At 55.3% G+C, this 26,350-nt stretch carries 25 protein-coding genes and 1 other RNA gene; 19 read left to right on the top strand and 7 right to left on the bottom strand.

The genetic code is table 11. The features are described 5' to 3' along the window. Nucleotides 1-39 precede the first annotated feature (39 nt). Genes NFU03_RS02335 through NFU03_RS02360 form a run of 6 tightly spaced genes read left to right on the top strand, consistent with a single transcriptional unit; the run spans nt 40 to nt 4,816 of the window. Entirely contained in the window at nt 40-525 is a 486-nt protein-coding gene (locus tag NFU03_RS02335; RefSeq protein WP_251635773.1) for a cell wall elongation regulator TseB-like domain-containing protein, read from the top strand. A gap of 38 nt (nt 526-563) precedes the next feature. Beyond that, nucleotides 564-1,757 carry a pyridoxal phosphate-dependent aminotransferase gene (locus tag NFU03_RS02340; RefSeq protein WP_251635775.1) on the top strand — a complete coding sequence of 398 codons (1,194 nt, stop codon included), beginning with the start codon at nt 564-566 and terminating at the stop codon, nt 1,755-1,757. Between the two features lie 41 nt (nt 1,758-1,798). After that, nucleotides 1,799-3,094 (top strand): asparagine--tRNA ligase, encoded by a 1,296-nt coding sequence (gene asnS / locus NFU03_RS02345; protein ID WP_251635777.1) that lies wholly within the window; start codon nt 1,799-1,801, stop codon nt 3,092-3,094. Between the two features lie 27 nt (nt 3,095-3,121). Next, nucleotides 3,122-3,835 (top strand): DnaD domain-containing protein, encoded by a 714-nt coding sequence (locus NFU03_RS02350; protein ID WP_251635779.1) that lies wholly within the window; start codon nt 3,122-3,124, stop codon nt 3,833-3,835. Nucleotides 3,836-3,840: 5 nt separating this feature from the next. After that, nucleotides 3,841-4,494 (top strand): endonuclease III, encoded by a 654-nt coding sequence (gene nth / locus NFU03_RS02355; RefSeq protein WP_251635781.1) that lies wholly within the window; start codon nt 3,841-3,843, stop codon nt 4,492-4,494. After that, entirely contained in the window at nt 4,484-4,816 is a 333-nt protein-coding gene (locus NFU03_RS02360) for a YpoC family protein (protein ID WP_251635783.1), read from the top strand. The genes nth and NFU03_RS02360 overlap by 11 nt, the downstream gene beginning before the upstream one ends. 52 nt (nt 4,817-4,868) lie before the next feature. Here NFU03_RS02360 and NFU03_RS02365 read toward each other — a convergent pair whose 3' ends face one another. Further along, complete coding sequence (locus NFU03_RS02365; protein WP_251635785.1) at nt 4,869-7,736, bottom strand: penicillin-binding protein 1A; 2,868 nt, start codon at nt 7,734-7,736, stop codon at nt 4,869-4,871. Continuing rightward, a complete protein-coding gene (gene recU, locus NFU03_RS02370; protein ID WP_251635787.1) occupies nt 7,736-8,362 on the bottom strand; it encodes a Holliday junction resolvase RecU in 627 nt (208 codons plus the stop codon). Before recU ends, NFU03_RS02365 begins: the two co-directional genes overlap by 1 nt. Before the next feature lie 178 nt (nt 8,363-8,540). On the opposite strand from recU, the gene NFU03_RS02375 reads away from it, so the two are divergent. From NFU03_RS02375 to NFU03_RS02405, 7 genes are all read left to right on the top strand, one after another. Then, a complete protein-coding gene (locus NFU03_RS02375) occupies nt 8,541-8,906 on the top strand; it encodes a YppE family protein (protein WP_251635788.1) in 366 nt (121 codons plus the stop codon). Nucleotide 8,907: 1 nt separating this feature from the next. After that, a complete protein-coding gene (locus NFU03_RS02380) occupies nt 8,908-11,190 on the top strand; it encodes a DEAD/DEAH box helicase (protein ID WP_251635790.1) in 2,283 nt (760 codons plus the stop codon). After that, nucleotides 11,180-12,457 (top strand): ribonuclease H-like domain-containing protein, encoded by a 1,278-nt coding sequence (locus tag NFU03_RS02385; RefSeq protein WP_251635793.1) that lies wholly within the window; start codon nt 11,180-11,182, stop codon nt 12,455-12,457. Before NFU03_RS02380 ends, NFU03_RS02385 begins: the two co-directional genes overlap by 11 nt. Nucleotides 12,458-12,543: 86 nt before the next feature. Beyond that, complete coding sequence (gpsB, locus tag NFU03_RS02390) at nt 12,544-12,840, top strand: cell division regulator GpsB (RefSeq protein WP_251635795.1); 297 nt, start codon at nt 12,544-12,546, stop codon at nt 12,838-12,840. 62 nt (nt 12,841-12,902) lie between these two features. Next, nucleotides 12,903-13,286: RNase P RNA component class B (rnpB, locus tag NFU03_RS02395), an RNA gene on the top strand. A 132-nt stretch (nt 13,287-13,418) separates the two neighbouring features. Continuing rightward, the gene (locus NFU03_RS02400) at nt 13,419-14,546 is read left to right on the top strand and encodes a THUMP domain-containing class I SAM-dependent RNA methyltransferase (RefSeq protein ID WP_251635796.1); all 1,128 of its coding nucleotides are present in this window, start codon (nt 13,419-13,421) and stop codon (nt 14,544-14,546) included. 104 nt (nt 14,547-14,650) lie between these two features. Then, entirely contained in the window at nt 14,651-16,558 is a 1,908-nt protein-coding gene (locus tag NFU03_RS02405; protein ID WP_251635798.1) for an ATP-dependent DNA helicase, read from the top strand. 50 nt (nt 16,559-16,608) lie between these two features. On the opposite strand, the gene NFU03_RS02410 is transcribed toward NFU03_RS02405, so the two are convergent. Further along, nucleotides 16,609-17,061 (bottom strand): chemotaxis protein CheX, encoded by a 453-nt coding sequence (locus NFU03_RS02410; RefSeq protein ID WP_251635800.1) that lies wholly within the window; start codon nt 17,059-17,061, stop codon nt 16,609-16,611. Nucleotides 17,062-17,180: 119 nt separating this feature from the next. On the opposite strand from NFU03_RS02410, the gene NFU03_RS02415 reads away from it, so the two are divergent. The 3 genes from NFU03_RS02415 to NFU03_RS02425 are packed head-to-tail and all read left to right on the top strand — an operon-like array spanning nt 17,181 to nt 22,244. Beyond that, nucleotides 17,181-20,840 carry a dynamin family protein gene (locus tag NFU03_RS02415; RefSeq protein ID WP_251635802.1) on the top strand — a complete coding sequence of 1,220 codons (3,660 nt, stop codon included), beginning with the start codon at nt 17,181-17,183 and terminating at the stop codon, nt 20,838-20,840. After that, complete coding sequence (locus NFU03_RS02420; RefSeq protein ID WP_251635804.1) at nt 20,827-21,660, top strand: sulfurtransferase; 834 nt, start codon at nt 20,827-20,829, stop codon at nt 21,658-21,660. The genes NFU03_RS02415 and NFU03_RS02420 overlap by 14 nt, the downstream gene beginning before the upstream one ends. Then, complete coding sequence (locus NFU03_RS02425; protein ID WP_251635806.1) at nt 21,657-22,244, top strand: metallophosphoesterase family protein; 588 nt, start codon at nt 21,657-21,659, stop codon at nt 22,242-22,244. The genes NFU03_RS02420 and NFU03_RS02425 overlap by 4 nt, the downstream gene beginning before the upstream one ends. A 2-nt stretch (nt 22,245-22,246) precedes the next feature. On the opposite strand, the gene NFU03_RS02430 is transcribed toward NFU03_RS02425, so the two are convergent. Then, entirely contained in the window at nt 22,247-22,642 is a 396-nt protein-coding gene (locus NFU03_RS02430; protein ID WP_251635808.1) for a ribonuclease HI family protein, read from the bottom strand. 77 nt (nt 22,643-22,719) lie between these two features. On the opposite strand from NFU03_RS02430, the gene NFU03_RS02435 reads away from it, so the two are divergent. Next, nucleotides 22,720-22,920: a zinc-finger domain-containing protein gene (locus tag NFU03_RS02435; RefSeq protein ID WP_251635810.1), complete on the top strand. Its 201-nt coding sequence runs from the start codon at nt 22,720-22,722 to the stop codon at nt 22,918-22,920. A 31-nt stretch (nt 22,921-22,951) separates the two neighbouring features. Here the strand turns inward: NFU03_RS02435 and NFU03_RS02440 are convergent, their stop codons facing one another. Continuing rightward, nucleotides 22,952-23,158: a cold-shock protein gene (locus tag NFU03_RS02440; RefSeq protein WP_251635812.1), complete on the bottom strand. Its 207-nt coding sequence runs from the start codon at nt 23,156-23,158 to the stop codon at nt 22,952-22,954. A gap of 200 nt (nt 23,159-23,358) precedes the next feature. On the opposite strand from NFU03_RS02440, the gene NFU03_RS02445 reads away from it, so the two are divergent. Continuing rightward, complete coding sequence (locus NFU03_RS02445) at nt 23,359-23,922, top strand: HD domain-containing protein (protein ID WP_398289706.1); 564 nt, start codon at nt 23,359-23,361, stop codon at nt 23,920-23,922. A gap of 23 nt (nt 23,923-23,945) precedes the next feature. On the opposite strand, the gene NFU03_RS02450 is transcribed toward NFU03_RS02445, so the two are convergent. Both NFU03_RS02450 and NFU03_RS02455 read right to left on the bottom strand, forming a co-directional pair. Further along, entirely contained in the window at nt 23,946-24,482 is a 537-nt protein-coding gene (locus NFU03_RS02450) for a transcription repressor NadR (protein ID WP_251635816.1), read from the bottom strand. Nucleotides 24,483-24,504: 22 nt separating this feature from the next. Then, nucleotides 24,505-25,791 (bottom strand): replication-associated recombination protein A, encoded by a 1,287-nt coding sequence (locus tag NFU03_RS02455; protein ID WP_251635818.1) that lies wholly within the window; start codon nt 25,789-25,791, stop codon nt 24,505-24,507. A gap of 135 nt (nt 25,792-25,926) precedes the next feature. Between NFU03_RS02455 and cymR the strand changes: the two genes are divergently transcribed. Beyond that, nucleotides 25,927-26,349 (top strand): cysteine metabolism transcriptional regulator CymR, encoded by a 423-nt coding sequence (gene cymR, locus NFU03_RS02460; protein WP_251635819.1) that lies wholly within the window; start codon nt 25,927-25,929, stop codon nt 26,347-26,349. Nucleotide 26,350 lies beyond the last annotated feature (1 nt).

Genomic DNA, 26,350 nt, shown 5'->3' on the forward strand with positions numbered 1-26,350 from the left:
GCTCCAGTGGAGGAGCTCTTGCAAACGGGATGTGAAATCGTGGTTAATTGGATAAAATTCTTCATCGTTTTTCTTTTTACGCTCGCTCTGCTGCTCACAAGTTTCGTTTTCTACAAAGCGTACCAGCCGGCAGCACAGTGGAAGGACCAGGCGGAAAAGGCCGCCGTGGCAGCAGGTCTGCTGAAGCAGGCTGACCGGGCTGAGCTGTACAGCGGTACCGAATCGTATACGGTCGTCTACGGGAAAGACGCAGCCGGCAAAGACAAAGCTGTTTTCATCGGCCGGGGGAAAAAAGACCGTGACCAGATGAAGGAGCTGACGCTGGCAAACGGCGTTTCGGCGAAACAGGCACTTGCCAATGTAAAACGGGAAATGCCGGTCAGCAAGCTGCTTCATGTTAAACTGGGCATGGAAGAGAACGAACCCATCTGGGAAGTCGCTTTCAAAAACGAAGCGGGCAAGCTCAACTATGTCTACGTGCTGGTGAAAGACGGTGCGTGGCAGAAACGGATAATGAATCTATAGGCGGTGCGATACGGGCACCGGCAGAGGGAGTGATCGACATGAAAAAGCAATTGGCATCCAGAGTGGCGGCACTTTCACCTTCGACGACACTGGCCATCACGGCGAAAGCGAAAGAGATGAAGGACTCAGGGATCGATGTCATCGGACTCGGGGCTGGGGAACCGGATTACAATACGCCTGCAAACATCCTGAATGCAGCATGGAAGTCCATGGAGGAAGGCAAGACGAAATACACACCGTCCGGCGGTCTTCCGGAGTTGAAGGATGCAGTGATCCGCAAACTGGCGAGGGACCAGCAGCTGACATACGACCGCACGGAGATCATGGTCGGTGTGGGGGCGAAGCACGTCCTTTACACGCTTTTCCAGGCGATCCTGGACCCGCTCGACGAAGTGATCATCCCTGCACCTTACTGGGTGAGCTATCCTGAACAAGTGAAGCTCGCCGGCGGGAAACCGGTGATCATCGACGCCGCGGCCGACGCGGACTACAAAGTGACCGCTGAACAGATCAGCCGTGCGGTGACGCCGAAGACGAAAGCGCTGATCCTGAATACGCCCGGCAATCCGACCGGAATGGTGTATTCTAAGCAGGAACTGAAAGAGATTGCAGATGTATGCCGGAAGCACGATCTGTGGATCGTATCCGATGAAATCTATGAAAAGCTGATTTACGGACAGGCGGAGCACGTATCGATCGCTCAGCTGTCGGACGATGCGAAGCAGCGGACATTCATCGTCAACGGGGTCTCGAAATCCCATTCGATGACAGGCTGGCGCATCGGCTATATCGCCGGTGACCGCGATGTCGTGAAGGCGATGACGAACCTTGCGAGCCATTCGACGTCGAACCCGGTCACCACTTCCCAATACGCAGCGATTGAAGCGTATAATGGACCTCAGGACGCTGTCGAGACGATGCGGAAGGATTTCGAATCGAGGCTCGAGCAGATCTACCCGCAGCTGCAGGCGATCCCCGGATTCCGCACCGTCAAGCCGCAAGGGGCGTTCTACCTGCTTCCGGATGTGACGGAAGCGGCAGCACATACGGGATACGCGGATGTGGATGCCTTTGCGAAAGCGCTGCTTGAAGAAGCGAACGTCGCTGTCATCCCGGGAAGCGGGTTCGGCTCAGCCGAGACTATCCGGCTGTCCTATGCAACATCGATGGATCTGCTGGAAGAAGCGGTTCAGCGGATCCGCAGTTTCGTCGAAAACAAATGGACTGACTAATTACCGATTAGGTGCACTGCCTAAAGAATTTGGAGGCTGTTATGAAAACGATCATGATACACGAAATGCCTGATCACGAAGGCGAAACAGTACGGATAGGCGCTTGGCTCTCAAACAAGCGTTCAAGCGGTAAAATTGCATTCCTTCAGCTTCGTGACGGCTCAGGATTTGTCCAGGCTGTCGTTGTCAAAGAAGACGCCGGTGAGGACCTCTTCGCCAAAGCGAAAGGGCTGACACAGGAATCATCCCTCTATGTCACAGGAGAAGTGACAGCTGATGAACGCTCGAGCTTCGGCTATGAGCTGCAGGTGAAAGGGCTGGAAGTCATCCAGGCTGCGGAAGACTACCCGATCACACCGAAAGAGCATGGCACGGAATTCCTGATGGACCACCGTCATTTGTGGCTCCGTTCACGGAAACAGCATGCAGTCATGAAAATCCGTGACGAAATCATCCGGGCGACGTATGAATTCTTCCATATGAACGGATTCGTCAAGATCGATCCGCCGATTTTGACAGGTTCATCACCGGAAGGCACTTCCGAACTGTTCCATACGAAATACTTCGACGAAGATGCTTATTTGTCCCAGTCAGGCCAGCTGTACATGGAAGCGGCCGCAATGGCGCTCGGCAAGGTATTCTCGTTCGGTCCGACATTCCGGGCTGAGAAATCGAAGACCCGCCGGCACCTGATCGAATTCTGGATGATAGAGCCGGAGATGGCATTCATCGAGCATGCCGAGAGCCTCGAAGTGCAGGAGCAGTATGTCGCGCACATTGTGCAGTCCGTATTGCAGAACTGCAAACTTGAACTGGAACGTCTCGGACGTGATACATCGAAGCTGGAGAAGATCCAGGCGCCATTCCCGCGCATCACGTATGACGAAGCGATCGAATTCCTCCATAAGAACGGATTCGACGATATCGAATGGGGAGACGACTTCGGAGCACCGCACGAAACGGCCATCGCTGAAAGCTATGACATGCCGGTGTTCATCGTCAACTACCCGATCGGCATCAAGCCGTTCTACATGCAGCCCCACCCGGACCGGGATGACGTCGTGCTCTGTGCTGATCTCATCGCTCCGGAAGGGTACGGGGAGATCATCGGCGGTTCCGAGCGGATCCACGATTATGACCTGATGAAAAAACGGATCGAAGAGCACCAGCTCGATGCAGCTGCCTACGAATGGTACTTGGAACTCAGCAAATACGGAGCAGTGCCCCACTCAGGATTCGGACTGGGCCTTGAACGGACAGTCGCCTGGATCTCTGGTGTCGAGCACGTACGGGAGACGATTCCGTTCCCGCGCCTCCTGAACCGGCTGTATCCATAATAGTGAAAAAAGGAAGGAGTTCGCGATATGCAACAAGATGACCGGCTCCGGATGTGGATTGAGCAGGGGAATGTCACCATTCCCCAGCTTTTTTTTAGCTCCTACAAACAACTAGGAATCCGGGACACCGATGCGATGCTGATCCTGCAGATGGAAGCGTATCGCACACAGACAATCGAATTCCCGACACCTGCAGATTTTGCGTCCCGCATGCACCTCAGTGAAAACGAAGTATCCCAGGTGATGCAGCGTCTCATGCAGAAAGGGTACTTGAAGATCGACCAGGGGAGCGACGAGGACGGGGTGCTGTTTGAACGGTTCTCGCTCATGCCGCTGTGGGAAGCGGTCGCTTCTTTCGAAACCGAACGCCGCCAGGACAAGGCGGCTGCCGGCGGAAAAGAGGAGGAAGGCCAGATTTTCGGGATATTCGAGCAGGAATTCGGCCGGCTGCTGTCCCCGATGGAATGTGAAACGATCGCCATGTGGATCGACCAGGATTATCACAGTCCTGAAATCATTCGCGCGGCCCTGAAAGAAGCCGTCATCGCGCAGAAGCTGAGCATGCGCTATATTGACCGGATCCTCTTTGAATGGAAGAAGAAGAACGTGACGACCCTGGCAGATGTGGAAAAACAGACGCAGGCCTTCCGGACGCCTGTGCAGGCCGGTCAGGCTGTCCGCCGGCAGGAGACGAAAAAACGGGTGCCTCTTTATAACTGGCTCGAAGACAGGGATGGGTGAGCGGGATGCTGACGAAAACTGAATGGCAGTTCTGCCTCGAGGAGATCGGCCGGATGTTCCCGGATGCGCATTGTGAACTGGTCCACGAAAATGCGTTCGAGCTGCTCATCGCCACGCTGCTGTCTGCGCAATGTACCGACGTCCTCGTCAACCGGGTGACAGCTGACCTGTTCCAGAAATACAAGACGCCGGATGATTATCTCGCTGTCCCCGTCGAGGAACTGCAGCAGGACATCCGGTCGATCGGCCTGTACCGAAACAAAGCGAAAAACATCCAGGCCCTCTCCTTCATGCTTCTCAATAATTTCGGCGGTGTGGTGCCGGAAGAGCGGGATACGCTGACGACTTTGCCCGGCGTAGGCCGGAAAACGGCGAATGTCGTCGTTTCCAATGCGTTCGGTGTTCCCGCGCTCGCTGTCGACACGCATGTTGAACGGGTGGCCAAGCGGCTCGGCATGAACCGCTGGAAAGACTCCCCGCTTGCCGTTGAGGAAAAACTGATGCGCTGGACACCGAGGGAACAGTGGACAGAGACACATCACCAGCTGATCTTCTTCGGCCGGTATCACTGCAAGGCGCAGAGACCGAACTGTCCGGAATGTCCGCTGCTGCAGGTCTGCCGGGAAGGAAAGAAGAGGATGAAAGTCAATGAGTCTTGAAGACACGAAGATCACGAAAGAAAGGCTTGCCCCGTATTTTGAACAGTGGGCATCCTGCAAACCGGAAATCCAGGAGAAATACGACCGTAAAGATGCATCTGTCCATGAAGACATGACGGACGCCATCGGCCGTTATGAAATCCTGCTCGGTATTTGTGCAATGGCAGGCGGTTCAGACCGGCGGACTAGACTGGAACCGCTGAACGGGAAAGAGCGGCTCCAGTTCGTCAAGGACAAGATCGCAAGTCCGTTCGCTTTGATCCAGCTGGACGGTCTTTATATAGAACTCCAGAAAAAAGCTGCCCGTTACACGGCACGATGAAAAAACGCTCCGATCAGTCCCATTACGGGAAGATCGGAGCGTTTTTTTCTGTTCACTGATCGGACGATGTCTGGCTGCTGTCAGGCTTCGTGTCCTGTTTTTTCGGGGTGCTGGCAGTATTGGAATCAGTCTTACCCGATCCATTGCTGCTGACGTCCCCGGAATTCTGGGTGGACGTGTCACCGCCATTGCCGCCATCGTTCCCTTGGCCGCCGTTGTTCGGATTGCCGCCCTGGTTCCCCTGACCGCCGTTATTGCCGCCGCTCTGGTTTCCATTGTTGTTGTTGTTGTTGCCATTGTTGTTTCCATTGTTATTGCCATTATTCCCGTTGTTATTGCCATTGTTGTTCCCGTTATTGCCGTTTCCGTTGTTGTTACTGTTGTTGTTATTATTTTCATTATTTCCGTTATTATCGCTGCCGCCGTTGTCCTGATCAGAGCCATCATCCTGGTTGTCGCCGTCATCCTGGCCGTCACCGTCATCACCGTCATCGGTGTTCTGCTCCGGTTCTTCAGCAGACGCCTGGATCATCAGTGTAGTAGATGCCGGGGCGCTCGAGACACTGCCGGCTTTCGCTGTGACGGAGAAGGTGTACGAGTGACCGGGCTCCACATTGCTATATGTGTAGGAGTCGTTATCTGTCGTCGTCAGGGACTGCGCTCCGCCGCCGTCGATGGAGACGGACACCGCGAATTGGATATCGCCGTCGAAATCATCGGAATCCGGTTCGTTATGATTCCAGCTCAATTCGATTTCCCGGTTATCCGAGTCGTAGTCAGCAGTCAGATCAGTCGGTGCTTCCAATTCGAATGTATCATCTTCTTCTGTCTTTTCCGGAACGAATGTTTTTTCCGGCAGCGTTCCGCGGACGAACAGTTCGTCACTCTTCATGTTATATGGAGTGGAATTCGTCGCAAGTTTCAATGGCTGGGATCCGACCACGATTGCTGCTTCTTCCACCGAGCTCGGTTTCTTGAACGTTCCCGGAGATTTGGAGGAAACGAGATCGCCCATGACCTGCCGGAAGAGGGACTTCGGCATATCGCGCCCGCCTGGGAATCCGACGATCGGTTCATTTCGTTTTTCGTGACCGCCCCATACGGCAATCGTGTAATCGGACGTATAGCCTGCAAACCAGGCATCCGGTACACTCTCGCGGCCGATATTATACTTCTGCTTGTCTCCTGCCGAATAGTTCGTTGTCCCGGTCTTGCCGGCCAGATCTACGCCGGGGATGTTAGCGAGTTTCCCGGTGCCGTTTTGCTTGGTCAGCACATCACGCAGCATATCCGTGATCATATAGGCGGTTGAATCTTTCATGGCGGAAACCGGGTCCGGTGACAGGTTGATCTCCGTTTTTCCGTCGCGCAAGATGATTTTCTTCACGGCATGCGGCGCTGTGTAAATCCCTTCGTTGCCGAAAGCTGCATAGGCGCCCGCCATCTGCATCGTCGAGACATCGTTCGCGCCGCCGCCGATTGCATCGGACAGGTTCAAGTCCTTCATCGGGAGGCCGAGACCCTGAGCGAACTCCGCCGCTTGTTTCGTTCCGACTTCCTGCAGCGTTTTGATGGCAGGTACGTTGCGGGATTCATACAGTGCATGGCGCATTGTGATCGGTCCTTTGAAGCGGCCGTCCACGTTGTTCGCTTTAATGCCCTTTGTCTGTTCATCGACAATTGTCTGACCTGTCGACCAGTTCAAATACTCGATGGCAGGACCGTAGTCGAGGACCGGCTTGATGGACGAGCCGGGTTGGCGTTTCTGATCGGTCGCATAGTTATGGTTGAACAGTTTGTAATCCCGGCCGCCGCCGACTGCGACGATTTCACCGGTTTTCGTGTCAACGACTGTCATGCCGGCCTGGATCGTATCTGATTCAAAGTTGCTTGGATCGGCCAGTGCCTTCTCGACGGCCTGCTGGGCTTCCGGATTGATCGCCGTCACGATGGTGACACCTTCCGCCTCAATATCCTTGTAGCCTTTTTCCTGTAATTCGCTCATCGCAAGATCGATATACGCCTGGTACCGGATATCGGACGGTTTCTCCCGCTGGTCCTCAGGAAGGAGCGTAGAGGCCACAGAGACGGACTGTGCTTCTTCCATCTGTTTCGTTGTGATCTTGCCATGCTGGTTCATGAGCCGGAGGACGATGTTGCGCCGTTTTTCGGCACGTTCCGGATGCTTGAACGGATTGTACGCGTTCGGTGACTGCGGCATCCCGGCGAGCTGTGCCATCTCCGGCAGTGTCAGTTCATTCAGATCTTTGCCGTAAAATACTTTCGCTCCGGTGCCGATTCCGTACTTGTTGCCGGACATGAGCACTTTATTGAAATACATCTCGAAGATTTCTTCCTTTGAGTAGTTGCGTTCGAGCTGGAAGGCGAGCCAGGCTTCCTGGGCTTTCCGCTTCAGTGTCTTTTCGTTTTTCAGGAATGAGTTCTTGATGACCTGCTGGGTCAGTGTCGAGGCGCCCTGGGAGCCGAATCCGCTCCTGAAGTTTGCGAGCACCGCACCGCCGAGACGCCAGAAGTCGATTCCGTGGTGCTTGAAGAACCGGGCATCCTCTGTCGCCAGCACGGCATCGCGCAGCTCGGGAGGAATTTGGTCATATGCGAAATAATCGCGTTTTTCGACGCCGGTCTGATAGAGCACCGTCTTTCCATCGGGCCCTGTCAGTTTGGAGGATAGCGGGTCTTTCAGCAGGCTTTCGTCAAGTTTCGGTGCAGTGCTTGCATAGTAGGTGAAGAGCCCGACACCTGCCAGAAGGAAAAGGAGGCCGGCGATGACGACTGTCTTGAAGATCGTTTTGATGAGCCCTTTTTTCTTCTTTTTCTCGGGGGCTTTTTTACGTGAAGATCGCTGTTCTGCTTCCGCCTGTTTTCGGCGGGCAGTCCTTGAATTCGGATTATTGTCCATTAAGATTCCTGCCTTTCGGTTCGTTCACTGTCGATCACGGAGCTCAGGGCGCGTAAATAGTCGAGTCGCGGCAGGTAGCCGGGCGTCAGTTCGACCGACAGCTCTTCCATTTCTGAAAGAGTGATCGATTTACGTCCTCCTTCGGTCATCCGTGTCCATTTATCACTGAAATTGCGGTAGGGAAGCACAAAATAACGGTCCAGCAAAGAAAAACGGATGATCAGGAAAGCGATCCCGCCCTGTTCGTGGACCTGCCTCATATGCTCGGTTTGGTGCTCATGTATATTCTTCAGCGGAAAAGAGGTCTTATTGCGTGTCTCCTTCGCTTCGAAATCGACATAGTGTCCATTCCAGACACCGTTGTAGTCGGTGGTGGAAGCAGTCTTGAAGTACGCTTCCGTGATGACCGCTGCGCTTCTCGCGGGATAGCGGACGTTCACAATCTGGATAGGGACCGGTTTTTTGTGGATGACGGCAATTCCTCTGCTGTTGTAATACTCATTGCTGTCGTTCAGTTCGTCTTCGAGCGTCTTGCCGCGGTTGCTGAATGACAGGGCAGATTTTTCGGGCTGTTTGGGGACGGCCGCCGGTGTATACTTTTTCCCATTCGGATACCGTATTGCCAACTTACTCACCTCACATCATCAGTCTATCATACCACACTATGGGGACGTCAAAACGTCAGCCAGGTTGCAAATTTGTCTGATCTGCAACTCTGCTGGAAGAATGCACGTTCGTCGTTTGTAGAAGAAACGTGCTTCATTTGGTAAACTGATAGAAGGAAGCAGCGAGAGGTGAGGACAAATGACATTGCTAGTATTGACAGAACAGTTGCTGCACGTTTGTGAAGAGTGCCTGGAGCGTCATCAGCGAATGCGCGATGAGGACCGGGAACCGGATTTCTTTGTAGAAGTGAAGCCGTATGCCGATCACTGGCATACTGAAATAGATGAATGGAGCCGTCTGGTAAATGAATGGATTCGGAAAGAACGGCCGAAGTATGTCCGGCCTGTCCAAGTTTCGACGTTGAATGAGCTGATGAAGCAGTTCACAGTCCAGTCGTTTTACCGGAAAACCGGCAAGAAACGATTTGTCGAATCGATCCAGTCGGCGTCGTATACATTGAATACGGTCCGTATCGCATTGACCAAACGGGAGGAGGAGGCCTGATATGACCGACAACAGAGATTTACAGCATTTGATCGAAGAGCTTAAGAAGGACAAGGATTTCGCCGGCAACGTGAAGCATTACAAGGTGCTTGAGGGTAAGGAAGCGGTTTACGCGTCTTTCCCGCCGGGTCTTCATCCTTCGCTGGAAAAAGCGCTTGCCGTCAAAGGGATCGGCAGGCTCTACAGCCATCAGCGGACAGCATTCGACCTGGCGTCTGCAGGCAGCTCGTTCACGGCGGTCACTCCGACGGCATCCGGCAAGTCGCTCTGCTATCATCTGCCTGTCCTGCAGAGTGTGCTGGATGACCCGGCGTCACGTGCGCTTTACCTGTTCCCGACGAAAGCGCTGGCACAGGATCAGCTGGCGGATCTGCATGAACTGATCGAAGCGAGCGGTGAAACGGTCCTCAGCTATACGTATGACGGCGATACGGCACCGGGCCTCCGTACGAAAGTGAGGAAGTCGGGCAATATCGTGCTGACAAATCCGGACATGCTGCACTCGGGTATTTTGCCGCACCATACGAAATGGGTGTCCTTGTTCGAGAACTTGAAGTATATCGTCATCGACGAACTGCATACGTATAAAGGGGTGTTCGGCACTCATGTCGCCCATGTGCTGAGACGGCTGCAGAGGATCTGCGCTTACTATGGAAGCCATCCGGTCTTCATCTGCACTTCCGCGACGATCGCCAATCCGAAACAGCTGGCGGAAAGTCTGACCAACACCCGGATGGAACTGATCGCGGACAACGGAGCACCGGCAGGGAGGAAGCACTTCCTGTTCTATAATCCGCCGGTCGTCCACGAGACGTTCGGTATCCGGCGAAGTGCCGTTCTTGAAGTGCGTGACATCGCTGCGCGCCTGTACCGGGAGAGTGTCCAGACGATCATTTTTGCAAAGAGCCGCGTCCGTGTCGAGATGCTCGTCACGTACATGAAAGAGCTGACGAAAAAGAAACTGATGGATGAAACGATCATGGGATACCGAGGCGGGTATCTGCCGTCCGAACGGCGGAAAATCGAGCGTGGATTGCGGGATGGCACCATCAAGACCGTCGTCAGCACGAACGCCCTCGAACTCGGCATCGACATCGGGCAGCTGCAGGCATGCGTAATGACCGGTTACCCGGGAAATATCGCAAGTGCGCTGCAGCAGGCAGGCCGCGCAGGACGACGGCAGGATGATGCGCTGATCATCTACGTGGCGCAGTCGATGCCGCTCGATCAGTACATTATCGAAAATCCGGGTTATCTGCTCGGCGGTTCCCCTGAAGAAGCGCATATCCACCCGGACAACATCATGATTCTGATGGATCATCTGCGTTGTGCTTCGTTCGAGCTGCCGTTTTCCCTCGATGACCGCTATGCGGAATTCGATGTCCAGCAGCTTCTCGAATTCCTCGCATCAGAAGGGGTGCTCGTACTGGCAGGGGACCAGTGGCACTGGATGACGGAGCGGTTCCCGGCGAGTGAAGTGAGCCTGCGGTCCGCCTCCCAGGAAAACGTCGTCATCATTGACAGATCCCGGCCGAAAGAGACGACCGTCATCGGGGAAATGGACCGGTACAGTGCCATGACACTGCTTCACGAAGAGGCGATCTACCTGCATCAGGGCACCCAGTACCAAGTGGAGATGCTCGATTGGGAGGAGAAGAAAGCATACGTGACGGAAGTGGATGTCGACTATTTCACCGATGCGAATCTGGCTGTTGAGCTGAAAGTGATCAGCGAGGATAAGCTGGAGGAACGGCCGGAAGGCACTGCTGCGTTCGGCGACCTTGCCGTCCTTGCGATTCCGACCATCTTCAAGAAGATCCGTTTCGATTCACATGATAATATCGGGTCCGGACCGATCCGGCTCCCTGCGGAGGAACTGCATACCGCCTCCACCTGGCTGTCGTTCGATGTTCCGGAAGGGTGGACGGAAGCCGCGCTGACCGATGCGATGACCGGTGCGGCGCATGCCATGCAGTCATTCATCCCGCTGTTCGTCCAATGCGACCGGACGGACGTCCACGTCGTGCCCCAAGTGAAGGCCGTGCATACCGGAAAGCCGACATTCTTCATCTACGACAGCTACCCGGGCGGCATCGGTCTGAGCGAGAAGATGTTCGGCCAGTGGGAGGCGCTCCTGCAGCAGGCGGCACAGCATGTATCTGGCTGCGACTGCAAGTCAGGCTGCCCGGTATGCACCGGACCGCCTGAATCGGCGCTCGATATGAAGGCAGGAGCGGAATCGCTGCTCAAGGATCTTGCTGGCGGTGAACGGCTTGTCCTATGAAAAGAACCTGATGAAGATGAAGAGCATGCTGAAAAAAGCGGAGCCCGGCAGCAAACCTGACACTGCACCGCGCACTGTCAAAAAGGCTCCTGCTCCTGATTATGAAGATGAGTGGCTCGCAGAAGGTCTCGAGAAAGAGACGAACCGGTACGGCACCGTCTATAAGAAAGTCGTCGATTATCCGGAAGACTACATGCACGGGAACTATCAGCTGACCGAACTGACAGCTGCATTGCAGAAGTGGCGCCTGGCGGAAGAGGCCCATCCGCTCGCTCCCGATCCCGGGAAGCGGCTGCTGTTCTTCGATACGGAAACGACAGGTCTGAAAGGGACGGGGACGCTGATCTTCCTCATCGGCCTCATCGAACAGCACGGGTCCGGATTCCGGCTGACACAGTATTTGCTGCCGGGGCCGGCGCACGAAGCCGCTTTCCTGTACGCAACGGGCCTGTGGGAGAGACCGGTGACGCTCGTCATGTATAACGGCAAGAGCTTCGATCTGCCGCAGCTCGCCACACGGTGGACGATGAACCGGACCGTGCTGCCGCCGCTTCCCGAACATGACGCGATCGACCTGCTGCACGGATCCCGCCGCATCTGGAAGGATGAGCTGGAATCATTCAAACTGCCTGCAGTCGAAGAGACCCAGCTCGGCTTCATCCGGGAGGACGACATGCCCGGCCATATGGCGCCGATCATCTACCAGGATGCCGTGAAGAACGGCCGTGCAGGATACCTGATGCCGATCCTGAAACATAACGAGGATGACATCCTTTCCCTCGTGACCCTCTATATCCGTTCGACCGATCTGGTCCTTCAGGAAGAACTGTCCGGCACAGCAGTCAGCCAGACCAACATCGGCAAATGGTACAAAGATCTGAAATCGCACAGCCGGGCGACTGCGGTACTGGAACGGGTCATCGAAGAGTACGGAACACAGCATCCGACAACCCATTTCCATTTCGGTTTCCTGCTAAAGAAAGAGAAACGGATCGAGGAAGCCATCCAGGCATTTGGTGTCTGCATGACGAAATCGGCCGGCCGTGAACGGATCCTTGCAATCGAGGAACTGGCGAAACTGTATGAGCATCAAGTCAAAGATTGTACGAAGGCGCTGCAGCTGTCAGGCATCGCCATCGGCTTACTTGCGAGGGACCGTTCGCTGACCAAGCCGTTCTCTCTGCGCATGAAAGACAGCTTTGAAAAGAGGGAAATGAGGCTGAAACGAAAATTATTTCCCGGGCAAGCGCAGAAACCGACAAAATAACCTGCGCAGATTCGCCATATAGAGACAGATACTGACGCCCTATGCTATACTGAAGGCAGTGATCACTGACGGAAGGACGTTGTTGAATGGATATTAAACTGGATTCAAAAACGATTCTTGAGAAAGAGTTTAAAACGGGTATGCGCGGCTACAATCAGGAAGAAGTCGATCTTTTCCTGGATGATGTCATTCAAGACTATGAAGCTTTCAAAAAACGGATTGCGGAACTGGAACAGGAAAACAGCGAATTGAAGAACGAAATTTCGACTGCCCAGAAACGGCCGGCTTCAAGCGCGCCGGGGACAACGAATTTCGATCTCCTGAAGCGGATCTCGAACTTGGAGAAAGCGGTGTTCGGCAGCAAACTGTCAGGCGCTGACTGAGTGCGACGGACTTCTCCTTGCAGAAAGTACAGATCTGCTGTATACTTGTTTAGCCATGACGGAAATTCAGGTAATTGCTGCAGTGCTTGACACTGGAGAGGAAAGTCCATGCTCACACGGTACTGAGATGTCCGTAGTGTTCGTGCCCGGCCAAAAAATAAGCCGGGGCGCCGGCTCAGCCGGCTGACGGCGGAAATAATTCCTACGTCCTTCGGGATATGGAAGACGTTTCCTGAAAAGTGCCACAGTGACGGAGCTGTATCGGAAACGGTACAGGTGGAACGAGGTAAACCCCGCGAGTGAGAAACCCAAATTATGGTAGGGGCGCTCTTCCGAAGGAAATGAACGGAGGAAGGGACAGACAATCGTCTGTAGATAGATGATTACCGCTCTTCGTACGAGGTGCAGACCGTTTGAGTACAGGAGAACAAAACATGGCTTACGAATTTCCTGAAGGCACCTACACAATATCTGACTCATGCTCTCCACATTTTCCTGGAGAGCATTTCTTTGTTGAAAACAGGCGGATACCACCATACTATACATAGATCATACATACAGGAGAGGAAGTGGAGCGGATGACGGAATACAAATTAGCGGCCACCGCAGCGATGGGGCTGGAAGGCATCGTGGCTGACGAAGTGAAAGCACTTGGATTCGACACAGTGACGGAAAACGGGAAGGTCTATTTCTCCGGAGGTCCGGAAGCGATCGCGAAGACAAATATGTGGCTGCGCACTGCCGACCGGATCCGCGTGATCGTCGGGGAATTCAAGGCGACAACGTTCGACGAGTTGTTCGAAAAGACGAAAGCCCTGCCGTGGGAGCAGTTCCTGCCGGTCGATGCAGCATTCCCGGTTGCCGGTAAATCCGTCAAATCGATTCTGTTCAGCGTGCCGGACTGCCAGGCGATCGTGAAGAAGGCCATCGCGGAACGGCTGAAGACGGCATATGGGCGCATCGGTTTCCTGGACGAAACCGGGCCGCTGTTCAAACTGGAGATATCCATCCTGAAAGACAAGGCGACTTTGACGATCGACTCGAGCGGCGCCGGCCTGCATAAACGGGGCTACCGTGTCGGACAGGGGGATGCTCCCCTGAAAGAGACGCTTGCTGCTGCGCTGGTGAAGCTGACGAAATGGAATCCGGACCGTCCGTTTGCTGACCCGTTCTGCGGTTCCGGCACGATTCCGATCGAAGCGGCGATGCTCGGCCAGAACCTGGCTCCCGGCTACAACCGTGAATTCGTAAGCGAACAATGGCCGTGGATTGCGGAGTCGGTCTGGGACCGTGTCCGGGAAGAAGTCGAAGACGTCGCGGATTACGACCGGAAACTGATGATCACCGGATCGGACTGGGACCCAGCGATGATCCGGGTCGCTGAAAAGAACGCAGCTGAAGCCGGTTTCCTCGATATCATCGAATGGAAGACGTGTGATGTCAAGGACCTGCGACTGGAAGGACAAAACGGCGTGCTCGTCGGGAATCCGCCATACGGCGAACGTCTCGGCGAACGGGAAGAGGCGGAAGAGATCACCGCGACACTCGGCAGGCTGATGGAGTCCTATCCGTCCTGGAGTACGTATATGCTGTCCTCGCTGGATAATTTCGAGACGCTGTACGGGAAACGTGCGACGAAGAAGCGGAAACTGTTCAACGGGTTCATCCGCACCGACTTTTACCAGTATTGGGGTAAGCGAAGCTGAAGACAGAGATTCCATCCGAAAGAGGGGGCAACCTCTCTTTTGTTATGTAAAGAAGCGCGGCTGCACGGAGCGGCCGCGGATATTGGAAGAGGAAGGGGTTCACTATGGCAGGTAAGATACCATTTGCGCTGACCCGGGAGAAGACGTTTTTCGAATCCCTCAATGAGTGGATCGGAGACACACTGTATGATGATTTGACTGAAAAAGGATTCGATTTGAGAGACGAGCAGATCTTCATGGCATTCCAGATCGAGCAGGCACTGCGTGAGAAGGAAGTGCTGTTCGCAGAAGCGGGGGTCGGTACGGGAAAAACGATCGCCTATCTGCTGCCGGCCATCGCGTATGCCCGGTACACCGGGAAACCTGCGCTGATTTCATGCGCCGACGAAACGCTCATCGATCAGCTTGTAAAACAGGAAGGGGACATCCATAAGCTCGGCACGGCGCTCAACCTGTCCATCGATGTCCGCCTGGCGAAATCGAGGGATCAGTATCTCTGCCTGAAACGGCTGGAAGAGATGAACCGAACCGGGGAAGAGTATGCGGGACAGGTGGAAGAACAGCTGCCCGACTTCGTATACGGCAACTCATCACTCGCCGAAGTGAGCCCATACGGCGACCGGTCGTCATTCCCCGGACTGAGCGATGCCGAGTGGAGCACCATCAACTACCACCCGATCCAGCAATGCGGCGGCTGCGATCTCCGGAACCGGTGCGGCCAGACGATCCATAGAAGCGAATACCGGAAATCGACCGACCTGATCATCTGTTCACATGACTTCTTCATGGAGCATATCTGGACGAAAGAGTCCCGGAAACGGCAGGGGCAGCTTCCTCTCCTTCCCGACATTTCAATGGCTGTTTTCGATGAAGGCCACTTGCTCGAATATGCTGCACAGCGCGCGCTGACCTATGAAGTGCAGGACAGCACGCTGCTCAGCCTCCTTGAACGTGTCATGTCCGACGGTGTAAGGGAGGAGACGCTGCAGCTCATGGAACGGCTCATGGAGACGCACGAACTGTTCTTCGACTACCTGTCCGAAAACGCTGAAGATGACGGCGGGGAACGGCTGGCTGTCCAAAAGACGCCGGAACTGGAGAAAACAGCGAAAGAAGCGATCCGACTGTCGCATGCGCTGCTCGAGGAATTCGTCTTCGACAGTGAGCTGTACGTCATTCCGGAGTATGATCTGCGCATGGTCGAAGAATACCTTGAGCAATATATCTACTCCCTGGAACTGTTTGCGGATCACGCCGAAGCGGTCGTCTGGGCGGAGGACCGGGAAGGGGAACTGACGCTCGTCATCATGCCGCGGCTCGTGACCGATGTCCTGCAGGAGCGACTCTTTTCCGAACAGCTGCCGATCATCTTTTCATCGGCCACCCTGTCCGTCCAAAAAGATTTCTCCTATTTGGCGAACAGTCTCGGAATCCGGAAATACGCCTCGTTTTCCATCGAATCGCCATATGATTATGACGAAGTGATGGAGCTGACGATCGAGCCGGTGCCTTCCGGAAGCAAACCCGCCAAACTGAAGGGTCTCTTAGAGAATGAGGAACAGACACTGGTGCTGTTCAAGTCCAAGCAGTCGATGGAAGATTTCCGCGCCGCTTACCCGCCCGGAGAGCTGGAGGGTATCGTCTTCGAGGGCGATCGTGAGCTGTCTTCGATGGTGAAGGAATTCCAGTCGAAGCAATGGAACGCTTTCTGTTCGTATCATCTGTGGGAAGGTCTCGATCTGCCGCACGATGCACTGACGAGAGTCATCATCTATGACCTGCCGCTGCCTCCGTCCGATCCGCTGTTCGACGCGAAGCGAGAGCACGCGGAATCACCGATGGAGGAAGTCGATCTGCCGTATATGCTGCTGCGTCTTCGGCAGGGGGCGGGCCGGCTGATCCGTACGTCGACGGATTCCGGCTCGGTCCGCATCCTGCTCACAGAGGAAGAGACCGGACTGCTGCCTGCATTCGAGTCGATTTTCCCTGTGCGTCCGAAAGTACTTCTATAACGGAAAAAGCCGTCCCGGCATGCCTGACAGGCAGGCCGGGACAGCTTTTTTTATGCATCGATTGTCAGCAATACGTTTGTCGGCGACGAATCCGGGAAATTCAGCGGCAGTTTGAACGCTTGGGAGAATCCGTAGAACTTCGTTTCCCCCGTCAACACGGTAGGCGGGGAGATATCGAGGGTGAGCGACTCTTTTTCAAGCAGCGTGCACAGGTTCCCGGCAACCATATTGCCGAGCTCGCCGGTGAACGACTCGATCATTTCCCCTTCTATCTTCATGCCGAACATCGCTTCGCCGATCGCGGAGATCGTGCTTTCTGTCGTATCGATAATGAGTCTTCCCCGCACATCGCCAAGAAGGGCGATCAGGACACTCAGTTCTTTCTGTTCATAGGGCTGTGTTGTCAGAGAGGGGGCCAGGACGTCGAATTGAATCGGAATGACGGAAGTCAGTGATTGGATAGTATTGTTCAAAATGCGATGAACGGTAGCGGCATCAGTCATTTAGACACTCCTCTGTTGCATATATTAGTTCCAATATACCACTCATAAAGTCTTATGTAAAGAAGTTTTAGAACATGCTCCGACTGTATTTTCCATAGGGAAGCCTTCGGAATAATGGTATGATAGACAAAGTTACAGACGAAAGGATCGAAACCCATATGACCCAGCATACAGACTTTTTACACGACACAGCGGCACTCGGCCTGCTGTGCCGGGAAGACGGAGATGACGAGCGGTTCCGGAAAGCGGCCATGCTCGCAAAGAAACTCGTGAAAGACGAATTCACCATCGCATTCGCCGGACATTTCTCAGCCGGCAAATCGTCGATGATCAACGCGCTGACAGGCGATGACCTGCTCCCTTCAAGCCCCATCCCGACGAGCGCCAATATCGTCAAAGTACATAAGGCGGACGAAGACTACGCAATCGTCCACCGGCAGGACGGCACGTCGGTCAAAGTCGTCGGCGACGGCTTCTCGGAAGCGGTGAAGCGGATGAGCCGGGAAGGGGCTTCCATCGCCTCCCTGGAGATTGGCCATACACGCTCGGCACTGCCCGGGGGTATCTCAGTGATGGATACGCCCGGTGTCGATTCCACGGATGACGCACACCGGCTGTCGACAGAGTCCGCACTCCACCTGGCGGACATCGTCTTCTACACGATGGATTATAATCATGTGCAGTCCGAGCTGAACTTCCGTTTCACAAAGGAACTTATGCGCTACAATCCGAATGTCTACCTGATCGTCAATCAGATCGACAAACACCGCGACAGTGAATTGACGTTCGATGAATTCAAGGAATCCGTCCGCCATTCGTTCTCCTTATGGGGAGTCCATCCGAAAGGGATCTTCTTCACCTCACTGAAGGATCCCGGCATGGAAGGGAATGATTTCAATGCGGTCAAGCACGTCGTCGAAAGCTCGATCGGGGAACGGGACAGCCGTCTGACAGCAAATACAGCGAACACGCTCGTACAGCTGAAGGACGAGCATACCGGCTTCCTGCAGCAGGAAATCACCGAAGCGATGGAACAGCATGCGGACATTCCGGAATCGGAATGGGCCGACCCATCAGCTCTTGAAGAAGAGGCCGGAAGCCTGTCCGAACGGATCGCCCTGCAGGAAGGGGATGCGTTCCATATCCGGTTTGAGCAGGAACGGAAGGAACTGCTCCAAAGCGCTTCGCTGACTCCTTATGAAACGAGGGAACTGCTGAAGGAGTATTTGGAATCGTGCACAAGCCATTTTAAAGTCGGCTTGCTGTTCAGTGCGAAGAAGACCGAGGAAGAGCGGAACCGGAGGCGGCAGGCGCTGAGTGATTCACTGGAAAAACTGGCGCATACCCAGATCGAGAACCATTTGCGCAACCTCATGAAGAAAATGCTGAAAGAAGCCGGTCAGCTCACTGACGAAAGATCGATGCAGATCGATTCGATGGATCTGACCTTCCGTTTCAGCGATATCGCCTCCGAACTGACAACGCCGGATATCCTGACAGGCGAACTCATCCTGAACGCGTCCAGCCAGCTGAGGGATGCCGTACTGTCGTTCTACAAACGGAAAACCGATACATGGAAACTCGCGATGGCGGAAGAGGTCAAGCGGGCGGAAGGCCAGTCGATCGATGTCCTGAAGAAGCAGCTGACTGAAGCACAGGAGGCACTCGCGGTCATCACGCAGGTCCGCAGCCTGAAGGAGAAACTGGAGCGATTCGAATCCGGTGCGCCGCAGCTTTTGCGCCCCGAAGAGGAGAAACTGCTCGCTCAGCTGCTGCAGGAGTGGAAACAGGAGACGGAACCTGAAGTCATCCAGGCAGACCGTTCCATGCAGGTAGACAAGGAAGAAGAAGTGAGCGGATCTGACGGTCTGGAAGAAACGCCAGCTGCAAACGCGCAATCCGGAGGGGACCTGGAACAAACCGTGCGGCGTGCCCAGTCGGTTGCCCGGCAAGTCGCCGGCATTTCCGGTTTCAAGGACCTGGCAACCTATCTGCAGTCCAAATCGGAGCGTCTGGAGCAGAAAGAGTTCACCGTCGCCCTGTTCGGCGCATTCAGTGCCGGCAAATCGTCGTTTTCGAATGCGCTCCTCGGGGAGGCCGTCCTCCCCGTCTCGCCGAATCCGACGACCGCCGCCATCAACCGGATACGTCCGGTGAACGGGCCGCACGCCCACGACACTGCGGACATCCACTTCAAGGAAGCCGGACAGATGACGGAAGACGTCATCGAAGCCTTTGCGAAAATCGGCATGGCGGTCTCGACACTTGAGGATGCATACGCACAGGCAGAGGACGCCCTCGAACGGAATCTGACAGATGAGTCGCTCCATATCCATGTCTCGTTCATCCGCGCTTTCCGCGAAGGGTACCCTTCGTACCGGGACCAGCTCGGAACGGTGCTGACGGCGGAACGGCAGGAATTCGTCCGTTTCGTCGCGGAAGAATCCCGCAGCTGTTTTGTCGAGTCCATCGATTTCTATTTCGACTGCGCACTGACGCGTCAGGGAATCACTCTGGTCGACACACCGGGAGCCGATTCGATCAACGCCCGCCATACCGATGTCGCGTTCGAATACATCCGGAACGCCGATGCGATCCTGTTCATCACCTATTACAACCACGCGTTCTCAAGAGCGGACCGGGAATTCCTCATCCAGCTCGGCCGCGTGAAAGATGCATTTGAGATGGATAAGATGTTCTTCATCGTCAACGCGATCGACCTTGCGCAAAACGATCAGGAAGCGGCTGAAGTGAAAGGGTTCGTCGCCGGTGAACTGGCGAAATTCGGCATTCGCCATCCGAGGGTGCACGGCATCTCGAGCCTGCAGGCGCTCGAAGCGAAACAGCAGGGAACCGCGGAACCGAAAATGCAGGAATTCGAGGACCGGTTCAATTCGTTCCTCGAGAATGACCTGAACGCGCTGGCGGTCCAGGCACTCGGGGAAGAGACCGCGAAAACGGTCCGCCGTGTCGCCGACCTGATCAGCCGGACGGAAGCGAACCGCGAACGGAAAGCGGAGCGGCTGAACGAACTGGAAACGATCGGACGAAAAATGACCGAGCATTACGAAGCCGGGTTCGCCCCTGTCCTTCTGCATGCCGCTCAGGAAGAACTGAAGGAGCTCGTCTACTATATCCATCAGCGGGTGTTCCTGCGCTTCCCGGATTTCTTCAAGGAAGGCTATACACCGTCGCTGTTCGTCCGGCATCAGCCGGCTGAAGCACTGAAGATCGCTCTGGAAGAGACGGCTGGCATGACGGCGTTCGACTTGGCGCAGGAACTTAAAGTGACCAACTTGCGGATGCTCACGTTCATGAAAAAGCAGATCGACAGCCGGCAGCGGACGGAACTGCGCTGGCTTGCGGATCTGGACGATGCGCTTTCGCCTTCACTCTATGATTCGCCTGATGCGGAACTGCTGTCTTTCGATCCGCCATTCCGGGAGATGGACGCCTACCGAACAGTGAACCGTGTGTTCAGGAACGCCAAATCATTCTTCGAAAAAGGGGACCGCGCCGTACTGCAGGAACAGCTGGCTGAACTGCTGAAACAGGATGCGTCCGTGTATCTTGAGCAGGAGCGGCAGCGGCTGGCGGCGTGGTCGGACGATTGGCTGAACACGACAGCTGATCAATTGGCGGCGCACCTGCAGGAGGAAGCGGCCGCCCAGCTCGATGCGGAGCGCAGCCTGCTGGACAGCCATGAACAGCTTGCTGAATGGAAGGAAATCTATGAACGTATCGAACAAGAGGGGGCTGAACTGAATGTCGGTATTTAAATCGGTGACCGAGCGTGACCTGGCTGATCCTTCCGTTAAATGGATCGACGCTCGTTTCTCGCTGAAGGATCCTGCAGAAGGCAGAAGGCAGTATGAAGCAGCGCATATACAAGGCGCTGTCCATTGGGATCTGGAAAAGGATCTGTCGGACATGCAAAAGAAAGGCGGGCGGCATCCGCTGCCCGACCGCCAGAAAATGGAAGAACTGTTCAGGAAGAGCGGTCTGCAGCTCGATGACGAAATCATCATCTACGACGGCGGCGGTGAACCGTTTGCAGCGCGGGCGTGGTGGATCCTCATCTATGCGGGATTCCGCCATGTCTCCATTGCACTCCAGGGATTCGAGCAGCTGAAAACTCTCGGAGCGGAGACGGAGCGTGAGATCGCCGTACCTGAACCGACCGGCGTGGAACCAAAATGGAATGATGGGATCCTCGCAGTCAAAGAGGATGTCGCAAGCATGACGGACCAAACGGACAGTGGTCTGCTGATCGATGCGAGGGCTCCAGAACGTTACCGCGGCGAACACGAACCTCTCGATAAGATCGCCGGTCATATTCCCGGTGCGGAGAACTTCGACTGGGCCCAGCTCGCGCCGGACGGGATGTTTGAAACGGACGGGGAAGCGTCTGCCCGGCTGCTCGGAATGGCGGGGACCGGACGGCAGATCACGGTTTACTGCGGCAGCGGTGTCACGGCTGCCCCGCTGTTCGCGATGCTGCACGAAAAGGGGAAGACCGATATCCGCCTGTACGCGGGAAGTTATAGTGATTGGATCGAAGACGGGGATAAGGAAGTGGAAACAGGTGGCCGGCTGTGAAGTACGCGCTGATCAGTGATATCCATTCATCGTTAGGGGATCTGGAGAAGGTGCTGGCGCAGATCGGCAATTTCGCGCCTGAGGCTGAAATTACGGGGCTCGGGGATCTGTTCGAATGCACCATCTCCAAAAAGAGGCTGGACGGCACGAAATACCCTGAACTGTCCGATGTGATGCTGAAGCCGCCGGGATTCGAAGAGCTGCTCACTTTTCCGTCCATACGGGGGAACCAGGAAGAACGCATCGTCCTCGTTTCCGGCTCGGACGAACCGCTGCTCGAAAGAATCGCAGTAATGCCGGAACGGATGACGATCGACGGGGCCCTGCTCATCCACGGTCATCAGTGGCCCTACAACGGACAGCCGCCGGCGGATATCACCGGGGGCGTGCCGCTGCTGTTCCACGGACATACGCACCGCTCGGCCTGGTCGCTCGGCGGCGTGAACCAGCCTGTTGAATTTTCCAGGCCGATCCGGCTCCCGGAAACGCCGGCAGTCGTCAACGCAGGCTCGGTGATCGATCACCGGGAGTGGCTGCTTTATGATGCCGACTCCAGGACGATCACGTTCATGAAAGCGGACTGACATCAGTTTCCGCGCTGTTTATGGATTGCTTCGCGCGCCAGTGCATCTGCTGCACGGTTTGCACTGTCGGGAATCCATTTGATGAAGAAAAAGTCGAACCCCGCTGCGAGGCGGAGCACCTCGGCGAGAAGGGGCTTATAGGACGGATTTTTCACGAACTCCTTCTCCACCGCCTGGACGACGAGCTGGGAGTCGCTGCGCACGGACAGCATGCCTGTCGTCAGGGCGGCTGCTTCCTCCAGCCCTCGGATCAGCGCCCTGAACTCCGCCGTATGGTTATCGCATGGGGCGGTCGGTTCAGATATCTTGAGCGATCGGCCCTCTCCCGTCAGAAAGATGCCGATGCCGCTCAAGCCGGGATTCCCGGCACTTGCACCATCTGTATACAATTCGATCATTTGATCAGCCTCCCGATTAGTTGCGGCCTCCCGCCAGGAAACGGTACAATGGAAATACGTTCAGAAGGGAGGAGCGTATGAGAAAAGCAGCAATCATATCTGATATCGACGAAGTGCTCGATCAGTACTGCGAAGGATGCCTTGTGAAAAAGACACTCACTCAGGACCGCGGCAAAGCGGAAGCCCATAAGTTCTGCATCCAGCAGTGCACAGTGGGGGACCAGCTTCGCTTCCTCGGTTCCGAGTTGAATAAATTCAATGAATTAAAATCCCGCTGAGCGGCTCAGCGGGATTTTCAATATTCTATAGTCAGCGGTCCTCGGCAGTGACATTCGCTGCCTGCGGACCGCGGTTGCCTTCGATGATTTCAAACGAGACGTGCTGGCCTTCATCCAGCGTCTTGAAGCCTTCCGCCAGAATGCCTGTGAAATGGACGAAAACATCTTGTCCGTCATCCGCTTCAATGAAACCGTACCCTTTTTCATTACTGAACCATTTGACTTTACCGTGGTGCATACTTATTCCTCCTCGGCGCTAGATGTCTTCCCATAGGTAACATGGTGCTTTCACTATACCTTACCCGCTTAAGCAGGTCAAACAGGCCGTCGCAGGATATGCGCGGTACGAAAAGGAGCTGACGGAAGTTGACTGCAATCAGTGAACAGTGTGCGTCAAAAGTACGCGGAATATACAGCAGGAATGACGCTAGCCACGATATGGACCATATTCTCCGCGTCCTGCAGAATGCACGGGCGATCATGGACGGTATGCAGGGGATCGACCGGACTGCCGTTGAACTGGCAGTCTATCTGCATGATATCGATGATCCGAAGTACAAGACGGCGGGCAGTCCGTCCGCAGCCGATCTGCTGGAGGAACTGGATGTCGCGAATAGTCTTGCGTCCCATGTACTTGCGATCATCCGCTCTGTCTCCTTCAGCGGCGGCAATGAGACGGCGATCGAGTCCCGGGAAGCGGCTGTCGTCCGGGACGCCGACCGGCTGGATGCGATCGGAGCCGTCGGAATCGCCCGCGCCTTCGCGTACGGCGGCGCAAAAGGGCGCAAACTGTATGATGCAGCTGAATCGGCCCGCGTCGCGATGTCCGAAGAGGAATACAGGACGAAACAGACGGCGACGGTCACACACTTCCATGAAAAGCTGTTCCTGCTGAAAGACCTGATGGTGACCGAACGGGGCCGGCAGCTCGCGGAAGAACGCCACGGTTTCATGGCAGCATTCTTACGCCAGCTGGAACAGGAGACCGGAGAGAAATTATGAATGGACAAATGAAAAAGCAGGCATCACTCGATGAGGATGCCTGCTTTTCTCAATGCGCTGAACGCCCGGTCGATCTGCGCGGGATCTTCCGCTGATACGGTATGCAGATGCGTGCTGTCCTCGGACAGCGCGGACAGGTAGACGGCGTTGGACGCCTCGACCTTTTCCAGGAAATCCTTCACTTCCATCCGGTTGGACACCATGATGGACGCTGTCAGATCGCCGTAGACCGGGTGCTCCACCCGGACATCTTTCACGGTGACCCCGCAGTCGACGAAAATGGTAAGTTCTTCTTTTGTCTGACCGGCGCCATGCCGGCAGACCGCGATGCGTTCCGTCAGGCCGGGGGCTCCGGCCGGCATCATATACAGGTAGCCCCTGCTCGTCGCGACGATCGGCTCATCGACCGCTTTCAGCAGGTTGATGTCGCCGACGACCACTTGGCGGCTGACACCTGTCAATTCTCCGATCTCTTTTCCGGTCAGCGGTGCCTCAGCCTGCTTCAGCAGCTCGAGGATCTTCCGTCTGCGCAATTCACCCACAGTCGCCTTTTCAGCCATATGCCCGTCTCCTTCCCGGTTCTCACTTCTTCTTCCTGAAATCTTTCAGCCGCCGGTAGATCGCGGCTGCCTTTTTTTCCTCACCGGCCTGTACAGGCGAATAGAACTCCGTATCTTTCAGTTCATCCGGCAAGTACTGCTGATCGACCCAGCCGCCGAAAGAGCCGATCGGGTGGTCGTGCGGATAGACATACCCTTCGTGGCCGAGTGAAGCCGAGCCTGCATAATGGGTATCCCGCAAATGCATCGGGATATCGCCGGTCCTGCCATCTCCGATCGCCTTGATCGCTGCACTGACGGCCTTGTATGCCGAGTTCGATTTGCTTGCGAGACACATATCGATGACAGCGTTCGCTAGCGGTATCCGCGCTTCCGGCATGCCGAGGCGGACAGCGGCATCCGTTGCAGCCAGCACACGCGGACCGATGTCCGGCGCCGCGAGCCCGACGTCTTCATACGCCATGACGAGCAGCCGCCGATTGACCGCCACCAGATCACCGGTTTCCAGCAAGTGGGCCAAGTAATAGAGAGCCGCGTCAGTATCACTGCCGCGCACGGACTTCTGCAGGGCGGACAGCAGATTGTAGTGGTGGGATCCGTTCTTGTCGCCGAACACACCGATACGGCCGATCAGGTTCTCGATCAGCCAGTCCTCGATGATGATCTTGCCGTTTTCTTCGTCCGAAGCGGATACGAGCGATTCCAGCAGGGTCAGCGCTTTCCGTGCATCCCCGTTGACACCGGAAGCGATTTTTGTGATCTGCTCTGGTGACATGACAATCTCCTGTCTGCCAAGACCTCTTGACGGATCTGTCAGCGCCCGGTCGATCAGAAGGATTATATCCTGTTCGCTGAGCCGTTTCAGCTGGAGGATCTCCCCGCACCGGGAACGGATCGCCGGATTGACGTCGTGAAATGGATTTTCAGTCGTCGCTCCGATCAGGACGATGGACCCGTTTTCGACGTGCGGCAACAGCGTATCCTGCTGCAGTTTGTTGAACCGATGGATTTCATCCAGGAACAGGATCACTTTCCCGGTCAGCCGGGCCTCGCCGACGACATGTTCGATGTCCTTCTTGCCGGACGTCGTCGCATTGAGAGGGATGAAAGGCAAGTGCGTGGACCCGGCAATCGCGTAAGCCAGGGACGTTTTTCCGATCCCCGGATCCCCGTACAGCAGCATCGACGGGACATGTCCGTTCTTGATCATCCTGTAGAGGGCGGTGTCCGGCCCGATGACGTGCTGCTGTCCTGCGATTTCATCGATAGTCTCCGGCCGCATTCTGAATGCGAGAGGTTCGTTGTGCATAGGATCCCTGCTTCCGTTCGAAAGTTAGTAGTACCGATAAGTATACATGGACAGCCGGCTGAAGTCATTTCAAGGAATCCCGGCAGCCGGATATGATATACTATCGGAAGCAATTTCAAAAAAGGACGATGCCTGATGAAAATATCAACAAAAGGTCGCTATGGACTCACCATAATCGTGGAACTCGGCAAACGCTACGGCGAAGGCCCGGTCCCGCTCCGTAAGATCGCCGAAGAGCAGACACTGTCGGAAGCTTATCTCGAACAGCTCATTCCGCTGCTGCGCAACGGAGGTCTCGTCAAGAGCATCCGCGGTGCGTACGGCGGCTATAAATTGTCGAAAGAACCGTGTGAAATGACGGCAGGGGATGTCATCCGCCTATTGGAAGGGCCCATTCAGTTCGTGGAAGGCCTGGACGAGGAGGAAGTGCCGCAGCAGTCACTCTGGCGTAACATCAGCGAAGCGGTCAGGGAAGTGCTCGATACGACGACGATCGAAGACCTCATCCTCGCAGAACGGAAGGAACAGCGGCCGGACGGTTACATGTTCTACATTTAAA

The organism is Sporosarcina sp. NCCP-2716 (assembly GCF_023707985.1).
In the GTDB taxonomy this organism is placed as follows: Bacteria; Bacillota; Bacilli; order Bacillales_A; family Planococcaceae; genus Sporosarcina.

What these genes read in the sequence shown, in the direction of transcription:
- NFU03_RS02375 (WP_251635788.1), top strand. Translation starts at nt 8,541, where the DNA reads ATGACATTGCTAGTATTGACAGAACAGTTGCTGCACGTTTGTGAAGAG.
- NFU03_RS02430 (WP_251635808.1), bottom strand. Translation starts at nt 22,642, where the DNA reads ATGATCGAATTGTATACAGATGGTGCAAGTGCCGGGAATCCCGGCTTG.
- NFU03_RS02365 (WP_251635785.1), bottom strand. Translation starts at nt 7,736, where the DNA reads ATGGACAATAATCCGAATTCAAGGACTGCCCGCCGAAAACAGGCGGAA.
- NFU03_RS02400 (WP_251635796.1), top strand. Translation starts at nt 13,419, where the DNA reads ATGACGGAATACAAATTAGCGGCCACCGCAGCGATGGGGCTGGAAGGC.
- NFU03_RS02340 (WP_251635775.1), top strand. Translation starts at nt 564, where the DNA reads ATGAAAAAGCAATTGGCATCCAGAGTGGCGGCACTTTCACCTTCGACG.
- asnS (WP_251635777.1), top strand. Translation starts at nt 1,799, where the DNA reads ATGAAAACGATCATGATACACGAAATGCCTGATCACGAAGGCGAAACA.
- gpsB (WP_251635795.1), top strand. Translation starts at nt 12,544, where the DNA reads ATGGATATTAAACTGGATTCAAAAACGATTCTTGAGAAAGAGTTTAAA.
- NFU03_RS02360 (WP_251635783.1), top strand. Translation starts at nt 4,484, where the DNA reads ATGAGTCTTGAAGACACGAAGATCACGAAAGAAAGGCTTGCCCCGTAT.
- NFU03_RS02455 (WP_251635818.1), bottom strand. Translation starts at nt 25,791, where the DNA reads ATGCACAACGAACCTCTCGCATTCAGAATGCGGCCGGAGACTATCGAT.
- NFU03_RS02380 (WP_251635790.1), top strand. Translation starts at nt 8,908, where the DNA reads ATGACCGACAACAGAGATTTACAGCATTTGATCGAAGAGCTTAAGAAG.
- NFU03_RS02415 (WP_251635802.1), top strand. Translation starts at nt 17,181, where the DNA reads ATGATAGACAAAGTTACAGACGAAAGGATCGAAACCCATATGACCCAG.
- NFU03_RS02405 (WP_251635798.1), top strand. Translation starts at nt 14,651, where the DNA reads ATGGCAGGTAAGATACCATTTGCGCTGACCCGGGAGAAGACGTTTTTC.
- NFU03_RS02445 (WP_398289706.1), top strand. Translation starts at nt 23,359, where the DNA reads ATGGACCATATTCTCCGCGTCCTGCAGAATGCACGGGCGATCATGGAC.
- NFU03_RS02450 (WP_251635816.1), bottom strand. Translation starts at nt 24,482, where the DNA reads ATGGCTGAAAAGGCGACTGTGGGTGAATTGCGCAGACGGAAGATCCTC.
- cymR (WP_251635819.1), top strand. Translation starts at nt 25,927, where the DNA reads ATGAAAATATCAACAAAAGGTCGCTATGGACTCACCATAATCGTGGAA.
- NFU03_RS02440 (WP_251635812.1), bottom strand. Translation starts at nt 23,158, where the DNA reads ATGCACCACGGTAAAGTCAAATGGTTCAGTAATGAAAAAGGGTACGGT.
- NFU03_RS02420 (WP_251635804.1), top strand. Translation starts at nt 20,827, where the DNA reads ATGTCGGTATTTAAATCGGTGACCGAGCGTGACCTGGCTGATCCTTCC.
- NFU03_RS02435 (WP_251635810.1), top strand. Translation starts at nt 22,720, where the DNA reads ATGAGAAAAGCAGCAATCATATCTGATATCGACGAAGTGCTCGATCAG.
- nth (WP_251635781.1), top strand. Translation starts at nt 3,841, where the DNA reads ATGCTGACGAAAACTGAATGGCAGTTCTGCCTCGAGGAGATCGGCCGG.
- NFU03_RS02350 (WP_251635779.1), top strand. Translation starts at nt 3,122, where the DNA reads ATGCAACAAGATGACCGGCTCCGGATGTGGATTGAGCAGGGGAATGTC.
- NFU03_RS02410 (WP_251635800.1), bottom strand. Translation starts at nt 17,061, where the DNA reads ATGACTGATGCCGCTACCGTTCATCGCATTTTGAACAATACTATCCAA.